Annotated in this window: 15 protein-coding genes and 3 tRNA genes; 10 read left to right on the top strand and 8 right to left on the bottom strand. The window is 47.8% G+C overall.

The genetic code is table 11. The features are described 5' to 3' along the window. Together IE064_RS01590 and IE064_RS01585 are read right to left on the bottom strand one after the other, a co-directional pair. Positions 1 to 714, bottom strand: coding sequence for a UDP-2,3-diacylglucosamine diphosphatase (locus tag IE064_RS01590; RefSeq protein WP_189615795.1), 714 nt, complete (start codon positions 712 to 714; stop codon positions 1 to 3). A 6-nt stretch (positions 715 to 720) separates the two neighbouring features. Beyond that, entirely contained in the window at positions 721 to 1,215 is a 495-nt protein-coding gene (locus IE064_RS01585) for a peptidylprolyl isomerase (RefSeq protein WP_189615793.1), read from the bottom strand. A gap of 142 nt (positions 1,216 to 1,357) precedes the next feature. Here IE064_RS01585 and cysS point away from each other — a divergent pair, with 142 nt between their 5' ends. Next, on the top strand, positions 1,358 to 2,737 hold the full coding sequence (gene cysS, locus IE064_RS01580; RefSeq protein ID WP_189615791.1) for a cysteine--tRNA ligase: 1,380 nt from the start codon (positions 1,358 to 1,360) through the stop codon (positions 2,735 to 2,737). Positions 2,738 to 2,800: 63 nt separating this feature from the next. Here cysS and folD read toward each other — a convergent pair whose 3' ends face one another. Next, positions 2,801 to 3,655 (bottom strand): bifunctional methylenetetrahydrofolate dehydrogenase/methenyltetrahydrofolate cyclohydrolase FolD, encoded by an 855-nt coding sequence (gene folD / locus IE064_RS01575; protein ID WP_189615789.1) that lies wholly within the window; start codon positions 3,653 to 3,655, stop codon positions 2,801 to 2,803. A 275-nt stretch (positions 3,656 to 3,930) separates the two neighbouring features. Here folD and IE064_RS01570 point away from each other — a divergent pair. The 9 genes from IE064_RS01570 to ppiD all read left to right on the top strand — a co-directional run bounded on the left by IE064_RS01570 (position 3,931) and on the right by ppiD (position 12,955). After that, positions 3,931 to 4,007 (top strand) — tRNA-Pro (locus IE064_RS01570). Between the two features lie 64 nt (positions 4,008 to 4,071). After that, a tRNA-Arg gene (locus IE064_RS01565) sits at positions 4,072 to 4,148 on the top strand. Positions 4,149 to 4,157: 9 nt separating this feature from the next. Beyond that, positions 4,158 to 4,233, top strand: a tRNA-His gene (locus IE064_RS01560). Between the two features lie 246 nt (positions 4,234 to 4,479). After that, on the top strand, positions 4,480 to 5,784 hold the full coding sequence (tig, locus tag IE064_RS01555) for a trigger factor (protein ID WP_189615787.1): 1,305 nt from the start codon (positions 4,480 to 4,482) through the stop codon (positions 5,782 to 5,784). 90 nt (positions 5,785 to 5,874) lie between these two features. After that, complete coding sequence (gene clpP / locus IE064_RS01550; RefSeq protein ID WP_133037659.1) at positions 5,875 to 6,486, top strand: ATP-dependent Clp endopeptidase proteolytic subunit ClpP; 612 nt, start codon at positions 5,875 to 5,877, stop codon at positions 6,484 to 6,486. Positions 6,487 to 6,585: 99 nt separating this feature from the next. Continuing rightward, a complete protein-coding gene (gene clpX, locus IE064_RS01545) occupies positions 6,586 to 7,866 on the top strand; it encodes an ATP-dependent protease ATP-binding subunit ClpX (RefSeq protein WP_189615785.1) in 1,281 nt (426 codons plus the stop codon). A gap of 131 nt (positions 7,867 to 7,997) precedes the next feature. After that, positions 7,998 to 10,355 (top strand): endopeptidase La, encoded by a 2,358-nt coding sequence (lon, locus tag IE064_RS01540; RefSeq protein WP_189615782.1) that lies wholly within the window; start codon positions 7,998 to 8,000, stop codon positions 10,353 to 10,355. Between the two features lie 258 nt (positions 10,356 to 10,613). After that, positions 10,614 to 10,886 (top strand): nucleoid-associated protein HU-beta, encoded by a 273-nt coding sequence (gene hupB / locus IE064_RS01535; protein ID WP_133037656.1) that lies wholly within the window; start codon positions 10,614 to 10,616, stop codon positions 10,884 to 10,886. Between the two features lie 212 nt (positions 10,887 to 11,098). Beyond that, positions 11,099 to 12,955 carry a peptidylprolyl isomerase gene (ppiD, locus tag IE064_RS01530; RefSeq protein WP_189615780.1) on the top strand — a complete coding sequence of 619 codons (1,857 nt, stop codon included), beginning with the start codon at positions 11,099 to 11,101 and terminating at the stop codon, positions 12,953 to 12,955. A 55-nt stretch (positions 12,956 to 13,010) separates the two neighbouring features. On the opposite strand, the gene ung is transcribed toward ppiD, so the two are convergent. The 5 genes from ung to IE064_RS01505 all read right to left on the bottom strand — a co-directional run bounded on the left by ung (position 13,011) and on the right by IE064_RS01505 (position 17,114). Further along, positions 13,011 to 13,679: a uracil-DNA glycosylase gene (ung, locus tag IE064_RS01525; RefSeq protein ID WP_189615778.1), complete on the bottom strand. Its 669-nt coding sequence runs from the start codon at positions 13,677 to 13,679 to the stop codon at positions 13,011 to 13,013. Positions 13,680 to 13,715: 36 nt separating this feature from the next. After that, positions 13,716 to 13,928 carry a TOBE domain-containing protein gene (locus tag IE064_RS01520; RefSeq protein ID WP_189615776.1) on the bottom strand — a complete coding sequence of 71 codons (213 nt, stop codon included), beginning with the start codon at positions 13,926 to 13,928 and terminating at the stop codon, positions 13,716 to 13,718. Positions 13,929 to 14,025: 97 nt separating this feature from the next. Then, the gene (gene fabV / locus IE064_RS01515; RefSeq protein ID WP_189616004.1) at positions 14,026 to 15,228 is read right to left on the bottom strand and encodes an enoyl-ACP reductase FabV; all 1,203 of its coding nucleotides are present in this window, start codon (positions 15,226 to 15,228) and stop codon (positions 14,026 to 14,028) included. A gap of 109 nt (positions 15,229 to 15,337) precedes the next feature. Next, the gene (locus tag IE064_RS01510; RefSeq protein ID WP_133037652.1) at positions 15,338 to 16,123 is read right to left on the bottom strand and encodes a peptide ABC transporter ATP-binding protein; all 786 of its coding nucleotides are present in this window, start codon (positions 16,121 to 16,123) and stop codon (positions 15,338 to 15,340) included. Next, a complete protein-coding gene (locus tag IE064_RS01505) occupies positions 16,107 to 17,114 on the bottom strand; it encodes an oligopeptide/dipeptide ABC transporter ATP-binding protein (RefSeq protein ID WP_189615774.1) in 1,008 nt (335 codons plus the stop codon). Before IE064_RS01505 ends, IE064_RS01510 begins: the two co-directional genes overlap by 17 nt. Positions 17,115 to 17,116 lie beyond the last annotated feature (2 nt).

Raw genomic sequence — 17,116 nt, 5'->3', positions numbered from 1 at the left:
TTATGCGAAGGGCAGAGTGTTTAGTTCTATGGCATCGGCACTGACTTTCAACACACTGCCTTGCTGATACCAGTCGCCTACTACCGCACGTTGCTGCCCATGACCTAGTTCATGAATGGCGGGGCGGTGGGTGTGTCCATGGATCAGCAATGATGCGTTGGATTGGGCCAATAAGTTGGACACCTCATCAGCGGTGACATCCATTATTTGCTCAGGTTTCATCCGATTCTGCTGCTGACTATTGCGACGTAGTTTTGCCGCAATATTCAAGCGCAGTGGCTTCGGTAGATGACGATAACACCATTGTACAAACAGACGATTACGAAAGCGGCGAAAACGCTGATAATCGTCATCCAAAGTACATAGGCTGTCACCATGCAGAATCACGGTTTCTCGCCCATATAAGGATAGCTTTTGAATTTCAGGTAACAGTGTTAAACCTGCTTGCTCGGCATAACACTGGCCCAACAGAAAGTCGCGATTACCGTGGATAAAGTAGATGGGTAACTGATGACTGAGTGCTTTAAGATGTTGCGCAATGTCCATAGCAAATGGTTCTGCCAGATCATCACCCACCCAAACTTCAAACAGGTCGCCGAGAATATAAAGCGCTTCAGTCTCTTTGAGCTGAGTCTCGAGAAAATTGATGAATGCCTGCGTGATATCTGGGCGATCTGCGCTCAAGTGCAGATCGCCGATAAAGAGAGTGTGCATGCGCGCTTATTCGCTGATAGTCACTTTTTCAATGACCACAGCTTCTAAGGGCACGTCCTGATGCATGCCGCGATTGCCGGTGCTAACTTCTTTGATTTTGTTGACAACATCCATGCCTTCAATCACTTCCCCAAATACGCAATAACCCCAACCTTGGGTGGATTCACTTTTGAAGTCTAGGAAGGTGTTGTCGTTAACATTGATAAAGAACTGCGCGGTAGCAGAATGAGGATCGGAGGTCCGTGCCATTGCAATAGTGCCAGTCTTGTTTGATAGACCGTTGTTAGCTTCGTTTTTAATGGGAGCGTTGGTAGGCTTCTGCTGCATGTCAGCAGTAAAACCGCCGCCTTGGATCATAAAACCATCAATCACGCGGTGAAAAATAGTGCCATCAAAAAAGCCTTCACTGGCATATTGGGCAAAGTTGGCTGCTGTTTGCGGAGCTTTCTCTTCATTCAGGGCCAGTTTGATGTCGCCATGATTAGTGTGCAGTGTGATCATAATTTTACCTTTGAACAATTTTCGTGGGCGGATTCTAACTTATCCGGGAATGCCATTAAAGGGCGGTATTCAACTGCTTGCGCCAATGCTAAACTCTTGGGCCAGTTTACCCTTTTCGCTATTTTTGTTTAAGAGAACGTCAATGTTGAAGATCTACAACAGTCTGAGTCGCCAGAAAGAGGAATTCAAACCGATTATCCCCGGCAAGGTGGGAATGTATGTGTGTGGCGTGACCATTTACGATCTGTGTCATATCGGCCATGGCCGGACTTTTGTCTCTTTCGACATGATAGTACGTTATTTGCGATATGCTGGCTATGACGTTAACTTTTTGCGGAACATCACCGATGTTGATGACAAGATCATCAAGCGTGCTAATGAAAATGGCGAGAGCTGTGAGTCACTCACCGAACGCTTGATTGGTGATATGCATGCGGATTTTGATGCGCTTAATATGCTACGCCCGGATTTAGAGCCGCGAGCAACGTTGCACATTGCCGACATCATCAAAATGGTGCAACAGTTAATAGACCGTGGTCACGCCTATGTGGCGGCTGATGGCGATGTGTTATTCAGCGTGGAATCCTTCCCTGAATATGGTCGATTGTCTGGTCAGGATCTGGATCAATTGCAAGCAGGGGCTCGAGTAGAAGTCGACCAAAACAAGCGCAATCCGATGGATTTTGTGTTGTGGAAGATGTCCAAACCGGGCGAACCAACCTGGGATTCACCTTGGGGGGCCGGCCGTCCTGGCTGGCATATCGAATGTTCCGCAATGAACAGTAAGCATTTGGGTGCCCATTTTGATATTCATGGTGGTGGCTCTGATTTGATGTTCCCCCATCATGAAAATGAAATTGCTCAGTCCTGCTGTGCCCATGATACCAAGTATGTCAACTACTGGATGCACACCGGTATGGTGATGGTAGACAAAGAAAAAATGTCTAAATCATTGGGCAATTTCTTCACTATTCGTGATGTGCTGGCGCACTATGATGCCGAGACCGTGCGCTACTTTTTACTATCTGGCCACTATCGCAGCCAGTTAAATTACTCTGAGGATAATCTCAAGCAGGCGCGAGCCTCACTGGAACGTATGTACACTGCGCTGAAAGATCTGGATCTCACGGTTGTCCCGGCGGCGGCAACTGAATATGTCGAACGTTTCAAGGCGGCCATGGATGATGATTTCAATACTCCGGAAGCTTACTCCGTCCTGTTTGATATGGTGCGTGAAATCAACCGCCTGAAGGCCAATGATATGGCGGCGGCCGCAGCTTTAGCGGTGGCCATGAAGCAACTTGCGGATGTACTCGGTATTCTCAGCTCATCTCCTGAAGCTTTCTTGCAAGGAGAGGGTAGCGATGAAGAGGTTGCCGAAATTGAAGCGCTTATCGTTGAGCGTAATCGCGCCCGTAAAGAAAAGGACTGGCCCGCTGCCGATAAAGCCCGGGATCGCTTGAATGAACTCGGGGTTATTCTCGAAGATGGGCCAAGCGGAACCACCTGGCGCAAAAAGTGAGAGTGTTTGAAATGAACAAGGCCAGCAAATTGTTGGCCTTAATTTTAATCTATAGATTGCACCTCAGTCGTGATAGCGCTCTGCCGCGTATAACGTGTTTTCTAGCAGACTAGCAATCGTCATCGGGCCTACGCCGCCGGGCACTGGTGTAATAAATGAGGCACGTTCAGCGGCAACATCAAACTGTACATCGCCCACTAGGTGACCATCTTCTAAGCGGTTTATCCCCACATCAATCACAATGGCACCAGGCTTAACCCAGTCACCAGGTATAAAACCGGGTTTACCAACGGCTACGACCAACAGATCGGCGCGGCTGACTTTTTCCTGTAAATCGTGTGTAAAACGGTGACAAGTTGTGGTGGTACAGCCCGCCAGTAACAATTCCAGCGTCATGGGACGGCCAACAATGTTGGAGGCCCCAACCACCACCGCATCCAACCCATGAAGATCTACACCAGTAGATTTAATTAATGTCATAATCCCCATTGGAGTGCAGGCGCGCAGTTGCGGAATACGTTGGGCTAAACGGCCTACATTATAAGGATGGAAACCATCGACATCTTTATCTGGGCGGATACGTTCGATGACTTTGGCATCTTCAATCTGCTCTGGCAGCGGCAGTTGCACTAAGATGCCATCGATAGCTTTGTCATTATTGAGTGTTTCAATCAGCGCTAGTAATTCAGCTTCTGAAGTCGATTCTGGCATGTCGTAAGAGCGCGACACATAGCCTACTTCTTCACAGGCTTTACGTTTGTTGCCAACATAAACTTGAGAGGCCGGATCGTCACCTACCAGAATTACTGCAAGTCCAGGAAGACGCTTCCCGGCGGCTCGGCGATCGGCCACTTTTTGTTTCAGTTCTTTTCTTATGGATTGTGCTATCGCTTTGCCATCAATTAATTGGGCAGTCATGAGTGTAGGGTATCCTTTTTATATGGCGCGACGTGGAAATTTAAAACGCTAGTATTTTAACAGTGGGACTGCACAGTGTCATGATGAAACGCGACTACGAACACAGAATTTCGTTTTGTGGCGCATTAAAAAACAGCAGCTGGTAAGCACCACCAAAAAAATGATTGACGCTCTTAGGGTGAGTCGCTAAGATGCGCTCCGTTCTTGAGACACGCGGTAAATAATAGGTGTTTAGCCTCAGTTTTTGCTGCTGTAAAGATGATCAGAACAGTTCTCGGTGATTAGCGCAGTCCGGTAGCGCATCTGGTTTGGGACCAGAGGGTCAGAGGTTCGAATCCTCTATCACCGACCAAATTTTAGATAGCGTCAATGCGTTGTCTGGCCTGGTTAGGATGCAGGCATAGCCTGCAGACCCTGCGCCCGTAGCTCAGTTGGATAGAGCATCCGCCTTCTAAGCGGATGGTCGCAGGTTCGAATCCTGCCGGGCGTACCAATTTCAATGGTGACTGTAGCTCAGTTGGTAGAGTCCCGGATTGTGATTCCGGTTGTCGTGGGTTCGAGCCCCATCAGTCACCCCATTATTGATTTAAAAAAAGCGACCTAGGGTCGCTTTTTTTATGCCTTTCTCGGGCCAATGTGGCTCGACTCAATAGATAACCATCGATATAATGCTGCGTCTTGATAACTACGAACATTGTGCGACCGGAGCCGCAATTCAGTTGTGATGGGCATTCCAGTCAAATACAAGATCAAGAGACGAATACCTGAATAGTTGAATGAGTTCGGCTATTAAAAGGACGTTAGACACATTTCGAGGTAAAACAATGCAAGTTTCTGTTGAAACAACCCAAGGCCTGGAGCGTCGCCTGACCATTTCTGTTCCCGCCGAGCAGATCGAGAAATTGGTTAAAGACAGTCTGCAACGTGAAGCCAAGCGTGCCCGTATTCCCGGTTTCCGCCCAGGTAAAGTTCCTGCAAGTGTGATTGAAAAACGTTATGGCAAGGCCATTCGCCAAGACATCACTGGTGAAGTGATGCAACGTAACTTTGTCGAAGCCATTATCGCTGAGAAACTGAATCCCGCTGGCGCACCAACACTGGTGCCAGGTGCTAACAACGCAGAGAATTTTGAATTTACTGCCACTTTTGAAGTGTATCCAGACGTTGAACTGAAAGGCCTGGATATCATCGAAGTTGAACAGCCAGTGGCCGAAGTACTGGACGCCGACGTTGACAACATGATTGAAACCCTGCGCAAGCAGAACGCAACTTATGCTGCGGTAGAACGCGCAGCCGAAGACGGCGATAAAGTGGTTATCAATTTTGTGGGTAGCATCGACGGTGAGGAATTTGAAGGTGGTAAAGCCGAAGATTTCGAACTGCAGCTCGGTAGTGGCCGCATGATCCCTGGCTTTGAAGAAGGCATTAAAGGCCATAAAGCAGGTGAAGAATTCGACATTGACGTGAACTTCCCAGAAGAATATCACGCTGAAAATCTCAAAGGTAAAGCCGCCAAATTTGCGATCACTCTGAAAGAAGTGAAAGGCGCTGAACTGCCAGAAATCAACGATGAATTTGCTAGCCGTTTTGGCATTACTGAAGGCGGTATCGATGCGCTGAAAGCGGAAATCCGCAAGAATATGGAACGCGAGCTGCAACAGGCATTGAAGGGTAATGTTAAAGAGCAAGTGCTTAACGGTCTGCTGGCGGGTAATGAAGTTGAACTGCCGAAAGCCTTAGTGGATGGTGAAGTTGATGCGTTGCGCCGTCAGGCTCTGCAGCGTTTTGGCGGTAATAATGCGCAGATGCCAGAATTGCCAGCCGAGCTGTTCACTGAACAAGCCGAACGTCGTGTAAAAATCGGGCTGTTGCTGGGTGAAGTGATCAGAACTAACGAACTGCAACCAGAAGATGAACGGGTGCAAACACTGATTGCTTCTATGGCTTCTGCATACGAAGATCCGAAAGAAGTCATTGCATATTACAACAGCAATAAAGAGCTGATGCAGAGTATGCGTAATTTGGCGCTGGAAGAACAAGCTGTTGAAGTTATTTTGAAATCTGCCAAAGTGACCGAAAAGACTGTTGCTTTTGAAGATTTTATGAACAAGGCTGCCGGTCGTGCCTAAGCTGCGCTTGACTTGTTAAGCCGTTAGCCATTTATAATGGCCCGTATGAGGTCCCTCATGCGGGCCATTTTTTATCAGGGAATATCAGGAATGCACAAAGCACCGGAATCCATTATGAATGCGTTGATCCCTATGGTGGTGGAACAAACTGCTAAAGGTGAACGTTCTTACGATATTTATTCTCGTTTGTTGAAAGAGCGAGTGATTTTTCTGGTTGGTCAGGTTGAAGAACATATGGCTAATCTGATCGTTGCCCAGTTGCTGTTTCTCGAATCGGAAAATCCTGATAAAGAGATCTCCCTCTATATCAATTCTCCTGGTGGTTCGGTAACTGCAGGTATGGCCATCTATGACACCATGCAGTTCATTAAGCCAGATGTCAGCACGGTTTGTATTGGTCAGGCGGCCAGTATGGGCGCGTTTTTGTTAGCGGGCGGCGCTAAAGGTAAACGCCACTGTTTACCTAATGCTCGGGTGATGATCCATCAGCCCTTAGGTGGTTTTCAGGGGCAAGCTTCTGATATCGCCATCCATGCTCAAGAAATCCTTGGGATTAAAAACAAATTGAACCAAATCCTGTCTGAGCACACAGGTCAACCGCTGGAAGTGATCGAACGGGACACTGATCGCGATAATTTTATGAGTGCCATTCAAGCGATGGAATATGGTTTAGTGGACTCAGTTATCAGCAAGCGCGACTGATAAATATAGCTAAAGGCTGAATTTTGCTGTTTGCTGGGCTATGCTCAGAGAGTAGCGATAAGCGGTGCCAAGATGTTGCACTGCAGATGAGGAATAGTAATGGGTGACAATAAAGGCAACGGTGATAACGGTAAACTGCTGTACTGCTCTTTCTGCGGCAAGAGTCAGCATGAAGTACGTAAACTTATTGCCGGCCCTTCTGTATACGTATGTGATGAGTGTGTTGAGTTATGCAACGACATCATTCGTGAAGAAATCAAGGATATCTCGCCAAAGAGAGATCACGATAAATTGCCTACACCGCATGAACTGCGGGCACATCTGGACGATTATGTTATTGGTCAGGAACAGGCAAAAAAAGTGCTATCTGTTGCAGTCTACAACCACTATAAACGTCTAAAACACGCGGTACCCAAAGATGGGGTCGAGCTTAGCAAGAGCAATATTCTGTTAATAGGCCCCACTGGTAGTGGAAAAACCTTACTGGCTGAAACGTTGGCGCGCTTTCTCGATGTCCCCTTTACCATGGCGGATGCCACGACGTTGACTGAAGCTGGTTATGTGGGGGAAGACGTTGAAAACATTATCCAGAAACTGCTGCAGAAGTGCGACTATGATGTGGAAAAGGCGCAGCGCGGTATCGTGTATATTGATGAAATAGACAAGATCAGTCGCAAGTCTGACAACCCGTCTATTACCCGTGACGTTTCCGGTGAGGGCGTACAGCAGGCGCTGTTAAAGTTGATAGAAGGCACGGTTGCGGCCGTACCACCACAAGGCGGGCGCAAACATCCGCAGCAGGAATTCCTACAAGTGGATACCTCGCGTATTCTGTTTATCTGCGGTGGGGCGTTTGCTGGCTTAGAAAAGGTCATCGAACAGCGTTCCCATGTTGGCAGTGGTATTGGCTTTGGCGCCCAGGTGAAAGGCCAGGCAGACAAGAAAAATATCAGCGATACCTTGTTAGATGTTGAACCTGAAGATTTGGTCAAGTACGGGCTTATCCCTGAATTTATTGGCCGTTTGCCAGTAGTTGCTACCTTATCAGAGCTGGATGAAGCCGCTTTGGTGCAAATTTTATCAGAGCCTAAGAATGCCATTACTAAACAGTTTGCCACCTTATTTGAGATGGAAAATGTTGAGCTGGAATTCCGTGAAGATGCGCTGAAAGCCATTGCCCAAAAAGCAATGGCAAGGAAGACTGGTGCCCGTGGACTGCGTTCTATTGTGGAGGCCATTTTGCTGAATACCATGTACGATCTGCCATCGTTAAAGAATGTAGCAAAAGTCGTGGTAGATGAATCTGTGGTAAAAGGTGAGTCTGCACCTATCCTGATTTATGAAAGTAATGAGTCTCAGGCGGCCTCTGGCGAACACTAAATAAGCATGTGTTTATCTTCATAAAATAAAGGGAGTCCTCGTGGCTCCTTTTTTTATATTTGCCATTGAAAGCCATAAACACGCCCCAATATACTCACAGTAATATAGTTAACTAAAAACGGAATCGAACTATGACCATAGAGCGTGAAGCGCGAATCGAATTACCCGTGCTGCCACTGAGAGATGTGGTGGTATATCCCCATATGGTAATTCCGTTATTCGTCGGACGAGAAAAGTCCATCCGTTGTCTAGAATCGGCAATGGCCCAGGATAAGCAGATTATTCTGGTGGCTCAGCGTGATGCTGATCTTGATGAACCAACTGCCGATGATATCTTTGATGTAGGCACCGTCGCCTCTATTCTGCAGTTGTTAAAGTTGCCGGATGGTACGGTTAAGGTGCTGGTTGAAGGTGGTCGTCGTGCCAAGCTAGAGCGTTACATCCAAGAAGATGAGTTCTTTATTGCAACGGCACATTATCTGGAATCGGAACCGCTGGAAGAGCGCGAAGAAGAAGTGCTGGTGCGCAGTGCTATCGGTCAGTTTGAAGGCTATATCAAACTCAACAAGAAAATACCGCCAGAAGTGCTGACGTCTCTTAGCGGTATCGAAGAGGCAGATCGGCTTGCTGACACCATGGCAGCACATATGCCTTTGAAACTGCAAGATAAACAAGCAGTTCTTGAGATGGTAAACGTCGGTGAACGGCTGGAATATCTGATGGCCACCATGGAAGCGGAAATCGACCTGTTGCAGGTGGAAAAACGCATCCGCTCTCGTGTCAAGAAACAGATGGAAAAAAGTCAGCGCGAGTACTATCTGAATGAGCAGATGAAGGCGATTCAGAAAGAGCTCGGCGATCTTGATGAAGGGCATGACGAATTTGAAGTTCTCAGTCGCAAGATTGAAGAAGCAGGCATGCCAGAAGAAGCCAAAGAGAAGGCAACTGCTGAGTTAAACAAGCTGCGCATGATGTCCCCCATGTCTGCTGAAGCCACCGTAGTGCGCAGTTATGTGGATTGGATGACCTCAGTCCCTTGGAAACAGCGCTCCAAGATAAAGCGTGATCTCTCCAAAGCTGAGGTGGTGTTAGATACTGACCACTATGGCTTGGAAAAGGTTAAAGAACGTATTTTGGAATATCTGGCGGTACAGAGCCGGGTAAAACAACTTAAAGGCCCCATTTTGTGTTTGGTTGGCCCGCCAGGGGTGGGTAAGACTTCGCTGGGACAATCCATCGCCAAGGCCACCGGACGTAAATATGTGCGCGTGGCGTTAGGCGGGGTGCGCGACGAAGCGGAAATCCGTGGGCATCGTCGTACTTATATCGGTTCTATGCCCGGCAAGATTATCCAGAAAATGTCTAAAGTTGGGGTGAAGAACCCGCTATTCTTGCTTGATGAAATCGACAAGATGAGTTCAGACATGCGCGGTGATCCAGCTTCCGCCTTGCTTGAAGTATTGGATCCTGAACAGAATTCAACCTTTAACGATCATTATCTGGAAGTTGATTATGACCTGTCAGATGTGATGTTTGTAGCAACGTCGAATTCGATGAATATTCCGGGGCCGTTGCTGGATCGTATGGAAGTTATTCGGTTATCCGGTTATACCGAAGACGAAAAACTCAACATTGCCAAACAACATCTATTGCCGAAACAGATAGAGCGTAACGGTCTGAAGCCACATGAGATCAATGTTGAAGACAGCGCCATTGTCGGCATTATCCGTTATTACACCCGTGAAGCTGGGGTGCGTGCATTAGAACGTGAGTTGTCCAAGATCTGCCGTAAAGTAGTGAAGCAGATTTTGCTCGATAAGAGCGTTAAGCATGTGGATGTGAACCAGGAGAACCTTAAGTCTTTCCTTGGCGTGCAGCGCTTCGATTATGGTAAGGCCGAATCTCGTAATCAGGTAGGACAAGTGACTGGATTGGCCTGGACCGAAGTTGGTGGTGACTTGCTAACGATTGAAGCCACTTCCGTGCCAGGTAAAGGCAAACTGACATATACCGGCTCCCTTGGGGACGTGATGCAGGAATCCATCCAGGCGGCGTTGACAGTGGTGAGAGCGCGTTCTGAGCAATTGGGTATCAATGCGGATTTTTATGAAAAACGCGATATCCATGTGCATGTGCCGGAAGGTGCTACGCCTAAAGACGGCCCATCTGCTGGAGCTGCAATGTGTACGGCCTTGGTCTCAAGTCTGACCGGTAACCCGGTGCGAGCGGATGTCGCTATGACTGGTGAAATTACCTTGCGAGGGGAAGTATTGCCAATTGGTGGACTCAAAGAGAAACTGCTAGCCGCACATCGTGGTGGTATTAAATTGGTACTGATCCCCAAAGAGAACGAACGCGACTTGGAAGAAATTCCGGCAAATGTAATCGCAGATTTGGCGATAAAACCGGTACGCTGGATTGACGAAGTGCTTAAATTTGCGCTGGAAAGACCTGTCGAAGGCTTTGAAGTTGTAAAAAGTATGGGCTGACGCAAAAAATTGTCCAGCCAGCTGAAAAAAAATGAAAAAAGGTGCTTAACAAAGTCCCGAGCTGTGGTAGCCTAGGTTCGTGGAGAGCCAGTCGCTCCAATCCCTTGGAGTGACTGGCTTTGAGCTGTATCCGATTTCATAATTTTGGTTTTCCTACGGGGCTTGAACTTTCAAATCAAGCTTGTTATAAAAGCCTCCGCAGACCGCTCTAGATAAGGACTTGGTTGCGGCGCATAAAATTACATTCAAGGGGATGACATGAACAAATCTGAACTAATCGAGAAAATCGCTTCTGGTGCTGATATTTCCAAAGCCGCTGCTGGCCGTGCACTGGATTCCTTTATCGCTGCTGTGACCGAAGGTCTGAAAGACGGCGAAAAGATTTCTCTTGTTGGTTTCGGTACTTTTGAAGTACGTGAGCGCGCTGAGCGTACTGGTCGCAACCCACAGACTGGGAAAGAGATCAAAATTGCAGCCGCTAAAATTCCTGCTTTTAAAGCAGGCAAGGCTCTGAAGGACGCAGTAAACTAATTCGTCATAGCAGCCTTTGTAAGGCTTCTGTAATAGCACTGCCAATTGCAGTGCTTTTTACGGACTGAAGGACAGCGAGTTACATCCTGTCTGGAGTGTTTTATGAAGCTGGTGCAGCGTCTCTTGATACACTCCACTAATCATTACAGATAGGCGCATCCCTTCAGTGATGCGTCTTTTTTTTAGAATTTATCGCATAAGCGAGACCACTGATGTTAGATAAAATCCGCGACGGAGCACAAAGCGCCATTGCCAAAATCATTTTGGTACTGGTGATCCTATCTTTTGCGTTTGCCGGTGTCAGCAGCTACTTGGGTCGTTCTTCGCAGTCGGCTGCGGCGACGGTGAATGGCGAAGATATATCCCAGGCCGAGCTGGAAAAAGCATACCAGAACGAGAAAAATCGTCTTCAGCAACAGTTAGGTGACATGTTCGATGCGCTGTCCGGCAACGACGCCTACCTAGCCAATGTTAAACAGGGCGTATTGCAGCGTCTCATTGCGCAGCGGCTGTTAGATCAGGCGGCAAAAGATCTGGGGCTGCGCGTCTCTGACGAACAGATTAAAGAGTCAATTCGCAATGAACCTGCATTTCAGGTAGATGGGCAGTTTAATAACGATCGATATCTGGCTCTGCTGCAGCAGTTAGGTTTCACGCCCTCCAGTTTCCGCGAAACTATGCGCGCAGATATGAGCCGTAGTCAGCTGATTAATGCACTTATCGGCAGTGAGTTTGTGCTGAAAGGGGAGGCCAGTCAGTTAGCTAAACTGCAGGCTCAGACCCGTGATATTCGTTTACTGAAAGTGGATTCAGATCCATTTATTGGCGATGTAAAAGTCACTGATGATGAACTGAAACAATTCTATGATGCTAATCCAGATCAGTTCCAACGGCCGGAAATGGTGAGTCTGGAATATGTCGAGTTAAGTGCTAAGGCATTAGCAGACAAGATCAACGTCAGCGATGCCGATGCACAGGCATACTATGACGAACATAAAGCAGAGTACAAAACGGTCGAGAAACGTCTGGCGGCTCACATCCTGATTACCGGTGATGATGCAGCAGCAAAAGCCAAGGCTGAAGCTATCTATAAACAACTGCAAGATGGGGCCGACTTTGCAGCGCTGGCTAAGCAGGATTCTAAAGATACGCTGAGCGCTGAAAAGGGTGGTGAGCTAGGTTGGTTTGAACCTGGTGTTATGGATCCGGAATTTGACAAGGCGCTATTTGCACTTAAGAAAGGTGAATATTCTGACGTGGTGCAAACCTCCTACGGCTTTCACATCATTAAAGTGTTGGATATTCAGCCAAGTGTTATTGCCGCCTTTGCAGATGTCAAAGACAAGATTTTAGATAAACTGAAGATGGATAAGGCGGTTAACCAGTTCTATGGTTTGCAGCAGAAATTGTCCGATACCAGTTATGAAGTGCCAGACACGCTCGCTGAAGCCGCGAAAGCAGTTGATGCAACCGTGAAGTCCACAGAGCTGTTTAGCCGTGACTCTGCACCTGCGCCATTTAACGAGCCTGCTATTTTGAAGGCTGCGTTCTCCAGCGACGTGCTGTCAGGTATGAACAGTAATATGCTGGAAGTTGGCAGCAATGATGTCATGGTGATTCGCCTTAAGAAACATCAGCCAGCAGGGCTGATGGGGTTCGATGAAGTGAAAGCTGATATCGAAAAACGCCTGAAACAGCAGAAAGCGAATGAGTTGGCTAAGGCTAAAGCAGACGAGCTGAAAGGCAAGTTACAACAAGGCGCAAGCGATTTGGCGCTGGAAAGCCACTCAGCAGTCACTCGTACTGCACGTGATATTGACCCAGCGGTTGTGTCCAAAGCGTTTGAAATGGCTAAAAAAGCAGATGCTTTGAGTGTTGATACCGTAGCGCTGGCGAAAGGCTATGCGGTGGTGGTGCTGGATCAGATCCACAATGTGGATAGCGTTCCTGCTGATCAGTTGACTGCAGTACAACAGCGATTGTCTAGTCAATATAGTGAAGCGGATTACCGCGCATTGGTTGAGTTACTGAAAGCCAAAGCCGATATAAGTTATCATACCGCTAACTAAGATCTGATACTGAGAAAAGCCGACAGTTGTCGGCTTTTTTTATGGCGGTAATTTATTAGATTTGCCAGTTAATGGGTGTTTTTCCCTGTGATTGCAGATATTGGTTTGCCAAATTGAAGTGATTACAGCCGAAGAACCCCTTACTGGCCGATAATGGCGAGGGATGGGCGGCTTTAAGTACCAAATGTTTACGAGTATTCACGCGTTGTGCTTTTTCGCCCGCATGACGTCCCCATAAAAGAAAAGCTACGCCTTGCTGGTAGTTATCTACCGCTTCAACGACTTTATCGGTAAACTGCTCCCAACCTAAATGGGCATGAGAATGTGCTTTCCCTTCCTCAACACTGAGCACAGTGTTAAGTAGCAATACGCCCTGTCTAGCCCAGGCGCTAAGTTCACCATGTGTCGGATAGCTAAATCCCGGAATGGTATGGCACAACTCCTGAAAGATATTCTGTAGTGATGGTGGTGGCGCTACGCCTTCTTTGACAGAAAAACACAGTCCATGCGCTTGCCCAGGTCCATGGTAGGGGTCTTGCCCTAAAATCACCACTTTGACATGTGCCAGCGGTGTATAGCGCAAGGCGTTGAATGTGTCCGCTTTAGGGGGGTAAATGTGTTTATTTTGGGCGCGTTCTGCATCAATGAAATTCAACGTGCGAACAAAGTATTCTTGGGTTTTCTCAGGCCCCAGTATATCGGCCCAGGTCGGGATTTGCGTCATCAGTGGATTTGGTGGCGCAAAACGCCACCACCTTGTTTAATCTTCTACACCTACCATAACACTGGTCGCTTTGATCAGGGCATAGGCACTGCTGCCCACGGTTAATCCGAGCCGTTCAGCAGAGGCTTTAGTCACGACTGCGGTAATCTCGACTCCCGGTGCCAGTTCTATGACAACTTCGTTGTTAACCATACCGACTTCAATCGATTTAATGGTGCCACTTAAACAGTTACGTGCACTGACTTTCATCTTGTGGTTTCCTCTCGTTGACAGTAAGCCATTACAGTATAGAAACACCTATGTAGAATTTGGAAATAAAAACGCCACCTAGCGGTGGCGTTAGTCGTTACAGTTCGATAACGTCAAATTCTACTAACGGATTAACGTCCTGCTCATAATCAATTCCTTCGATACCGAAACCAAACAAGCGCAGAAATTCAGCTTTATATTCACGATAATCGGTCAGCTCACTGAGGTTCTCTGTGGTAATTCGCGGCCACAAATCACGGCAGTGCTGCTGAATATCTGCTCGTAATTCCCAATCATCCAAGCGTAAGCGGTTTTCATCGTCTGTCGCAGGTTTTTGTCCATCAGCACGATACAAGCGTTCACTGAACAGCCGGTATATTTGCTCCATGCAGCCTTCATGGAGGCCTTGTTCGCGCATCTTCTTGAACACCATAGCAATATATAGCGGCATCACCGGTATAGCAGAACTGGCCTGAGTGACTACGCTTTTTAACACGGCAACATTGGCACTACCACCTTTTACGGCCAGCTCACTGTCCAGTGCATGTGCCGCTCTGTCCAAGTCCATTTTGGCTTTACCAAGTGCACCATGCCAGTAGATAGGCCAAGTCAGCTCTGTTCCTATGTAACTGTATGCTACGGTCTTGCAGCCATCGGCCAATACCCCGGCCTTTTCCAGTGCATGCAACCACAATTCCCAGTCCTGACCGCCCATCACGGTCACCGTATCCTGAATTTCCTGTTCAGTTGCGGGTTCTACGGTTGCTTCAATGATAGTGTCTTTGTTGGTATCGACAGCTGTAGAGGTGTAGGGCTTACCAATCGGTTTGAGTGCGGAGCGCACCAGTTCGCCACTATCGGGCATTTTACGCACGGGAGAGGCGAGCGAATAAACCACTAAGTCTATCTGGCCTAAATCCTGTTTGATCAGCTCAACAACTTTGGCTTTCGCTTCATGGCTGAACGCATCACAGTTAAGGCTCTTAGCGTAAAGACCTTCAGCTTTGGCGAATTTGTCGAATGCTGCAGAGTTATACCAGCCAGCGGTGCCAGGTTTGCCTTCAGTGCCAGGTTTTTCAAAAAATACCCCGATAGTGGCGGCCCCTGAACCAAAGGCAGCAGCAATTCTTGAGGACAAACCATAACCACTGGAAGCGCCTACTACCAGAACCCGTTTGGGGCCGTTAGCAAGCTGTCCCTTAGTTTTGGTGTAGTTAATCTGTTCCAGAACATTGGCTTCACAGCCAAGTGGGTGAGTGGTGGTACAAATGAAACCACGAATTTTGGGTTTAATAATCATCTTGTTAACTTCTTCCAGCAAAATTGACACTAGGATAAGTATTTCCGCTGCAATTGGTACTTTTTTTTGCGTAAATAGCTGTCAGCGGACAGTGGTTGGAGCAGTTTGTTTAACCCCTGCGGCGGTTCAACTGCGCCTGTTCCTGCAGCAGTCTTTGAGTGTATTCATGCTGCGGATTATCAAATAGTTCCTCGGTGGTAGCAGACTCAACGATCATGCCTTTGTGTAACACGAGGACTTTATCGCTGACATGACGTACCACGTTTAAGTTATGGCTGACAAAAATATAAGCCAGTCCCAGCTCTCGCTGCAACTTCAGTAGTAGATTAAGAATCTGTGCCCGGACAGACAAATCCAGCGCACTCAAGGCTTCATCAGCGATGATAATTTTAGGATCAAGCATTAGTGCCCTGGCCACCGCAACTCGTTGTTTCTGACCTTCGGAGATCATATTGGGATAAAAGTCGCCATGCTCTGGTAACAATCCCACTTTACGCAACGTTTCTGCCACTAAATCATGACGCTCCTGGCGGGATAGTTTAGTGTTAAAACGCAATGGCTCATTTAGCAGTTCGCCGATGGTGAGTCTGGGGTTCATTGAGGTGTTAGGATCCTGAAAAATCATCCGAATTAAGCGGCAGCGCTGCTTGAGATTTTTCTTATCCCATTCTTGCCCTTGATAAAAAATCTCGCCTCCACTGCGATACTCAGCCCCCACCAGTATTCTCGCTAGGGTACTTTTTCCGGAACCCGCTTCTCCGACAATCGCCAGCGTTTCACCAGCGTTGAGTTCAAAGGAGACAGGTTTGAGCACTTCAGCATACTGGCGCTTGAAGCCACGATAACCCGTGAAATAGGTTTTGCTGAGGTCTTTGACTTTAAGCAAGGGGGTCATCTTCTATCGGCTCGCTCTGATACGGGAAATGACAGGCAAAATACCGGTCTTTGTAGTGTGAAAGCAGTGGCTGTGTGACACATTTCCTGCGTGCTTCTGGACATCGTGGTCCAAGACGACAACCGATGGGCAGATGCTGCAGCGCTGGCACTGACCCCGGTAAGGTCGGCATCAGGATCTTATGGATTTTAGGGTTAGTATAATCCGGCATGTTATCCAGTAGCGCCTTGGTATAAGGATGGTTTGGCTGTTCCAGCAGGTCGGCGGTTGGCCCTGATTCCATCACTTGACCACAGTACAACACTGTCATGCGATTACACCAGTTTGATAGGGTGTCCAGTTCATGGCTTATCAGCAAAATCGTGACATTCTGTAGCTGATTAAGCTGTGTCAGCAGCCGATAGATTTGTGCTTGTGTGCTTGGCTCCATCGACGCGGTAGGTTCGTCAGCAATCAGTAATCGTGGCTGTTTTGCCAGTGCCATGGCTATCATGACTTTTTGGCATTCGCCTTCTGATAACTCCCATGGGTAACTTGACAGCACTTTACGCGGGTGTTTTATCCCAACTTTATGCAACCACTTCTGTGCCAGATACATCCGCTCCTGTGGGCGGCGCCAGAATGGCAACTTACGATTTGGCGGAATAGCCTCTAGCAGCTGTTGACCTACGGTGAACGCCGGATCAAAACTTCCTGACGGGTCTTGAAAGATCATCGAAATATCTTCACCCATCAGGCTGCGGCGTTGCTGCCGATTCATATCCATCAGATTCTGAGCATCCCACATCATACGGTCAGCGGTGATGGTCCAGTTTGGTTCATAAAGCCCCAGAATCGCCCTTGCTAACATGCTGCGACCTGAGCCTGACTCACCGATCAACCCATGCACTTCGCCAGCATTGACGGTAAGACTGACTCGTTCTAACGCTCTGACCGGCCCATGCGGGGTGGCAAGTTCAATGGTGAGATTGCGAATATCAAGTAGTGGCATCG

Source organism: Shewanella fodinae (genome assembly GCF_014651955.1).
Taxonomy (GTDB): domain Bacteria; phylum Pseudomonadota; class Gammaproteobacteria; order Enterobacterales; family Shewanellaceae; genus Shewanella; species Shewanella fodinae.
The sequence above is the reverse complement of the archived record's forward strand: the minus strand, read 5'-3'. Positions and strand labels throughout refer to the sequence as shown.

Excerpts from the sequence above, each read along its gene's own strand:
- IE064_RS01585 (WP_189615793.1), bottom strand. The coding sequence starts at position 1,215 with ATGATCACACTGCACACTAATCATGGCGACATCAAACTGGCCCTGAAT.
- hupB (WP_133037656.1), top strand. The coding sequence starts at position 10,614 with ATGAACAAATCTGAACTAATCGAGAAAATCGCTTCTGGTGCTGATATT.
- IE064_RS01505 (WP_189615774.1), bottom strand. The coding sequence starts at position 17,114 with ATGCCACTACTTGATATTCGCAATCTCACCATTGAACTTGCCACCCCG.
- IE064_RS01590 (WP_189615795.1), bottom strand. The coding sequence starts at position 714 with ATGCACACTCTCTTTATCGGCGATCTGCACTTGAGCGCAGATCGCCCA.
- clpP (WP_133037659.1), top strand. The coding sequence starts at position 5,875 with ATGCACAAAGCACCGGAATCCATTATGAATGCGTTGATCCCTATGGTG.
- ppiD (WP_189615780.1), top strand. The coding sequence starts at position 11,099 with ATGTTAGATAAAATCCGCGACGGAGCACAAAGCGCCATTGCCAAAATC.
- ung (WP_189615778.1), bottom strand. The coding sequence starts at position 13,679 with ATGACGCAAATCCCGACCTGGGCCGATATACTGGGGCCTGAGAAAACC.
- folD (WP_189615789.1), bottom strand. The coding sequence starts at position 3,655 with ATGACTGCCCAATTAATTGATGGCAAAGCGATAGCACAATCCATAAGA.
- IE064_RS01520 (WP_189615776.1), bottom strand. The coding sequence starts at position 13,928 with ATGAAAGTCAGTGCACGTAACTGTTTAAGTGGCACCATTAAATCGATT.
- cysS (WP_189615791.1), top strand. The coding sequence starts at position 1,358 with ATGTTGAAGATCTACAACAGTCTGAGTCGCCAGAAAGAGGAATTCAAA.
- fabV (WP_189616004.1), bottom strand. The coding sequence starts at position 15,228 with ATGATTATTAAACCCAAAATTCGTGGTTTCATTTGTACCACCACTCAC.
- IE064_RS01510 (WP_133037652.1), bottom strand. The coding sequence starts at position 16,123 with ATGACCCCCTTGCTTAAAGTCAAAGACCTCAGCAAAACCTATTTCACG.
- lon (WP_189615782.1), top strand. The coding sequence starts at position 7,998 with ATGACCATAGAGCGTGAAGCGCGAATCGAATTACCCGTGCTGCCACTG.
- clpX (WP_189615785.1), top strand. The coding sequence starts at position 6,586 with ATGGGTGACAATAAAGGCAACGGTGATAACGGTAAACTGCTGTACTGC.
- tig (WP_189615787.1), top strand. The coding sequence starts at position 4,480 with ATGCAAGTTTCTGTTGAAACAACCCAAGGCCTGGAGCGTCGCCTGACC.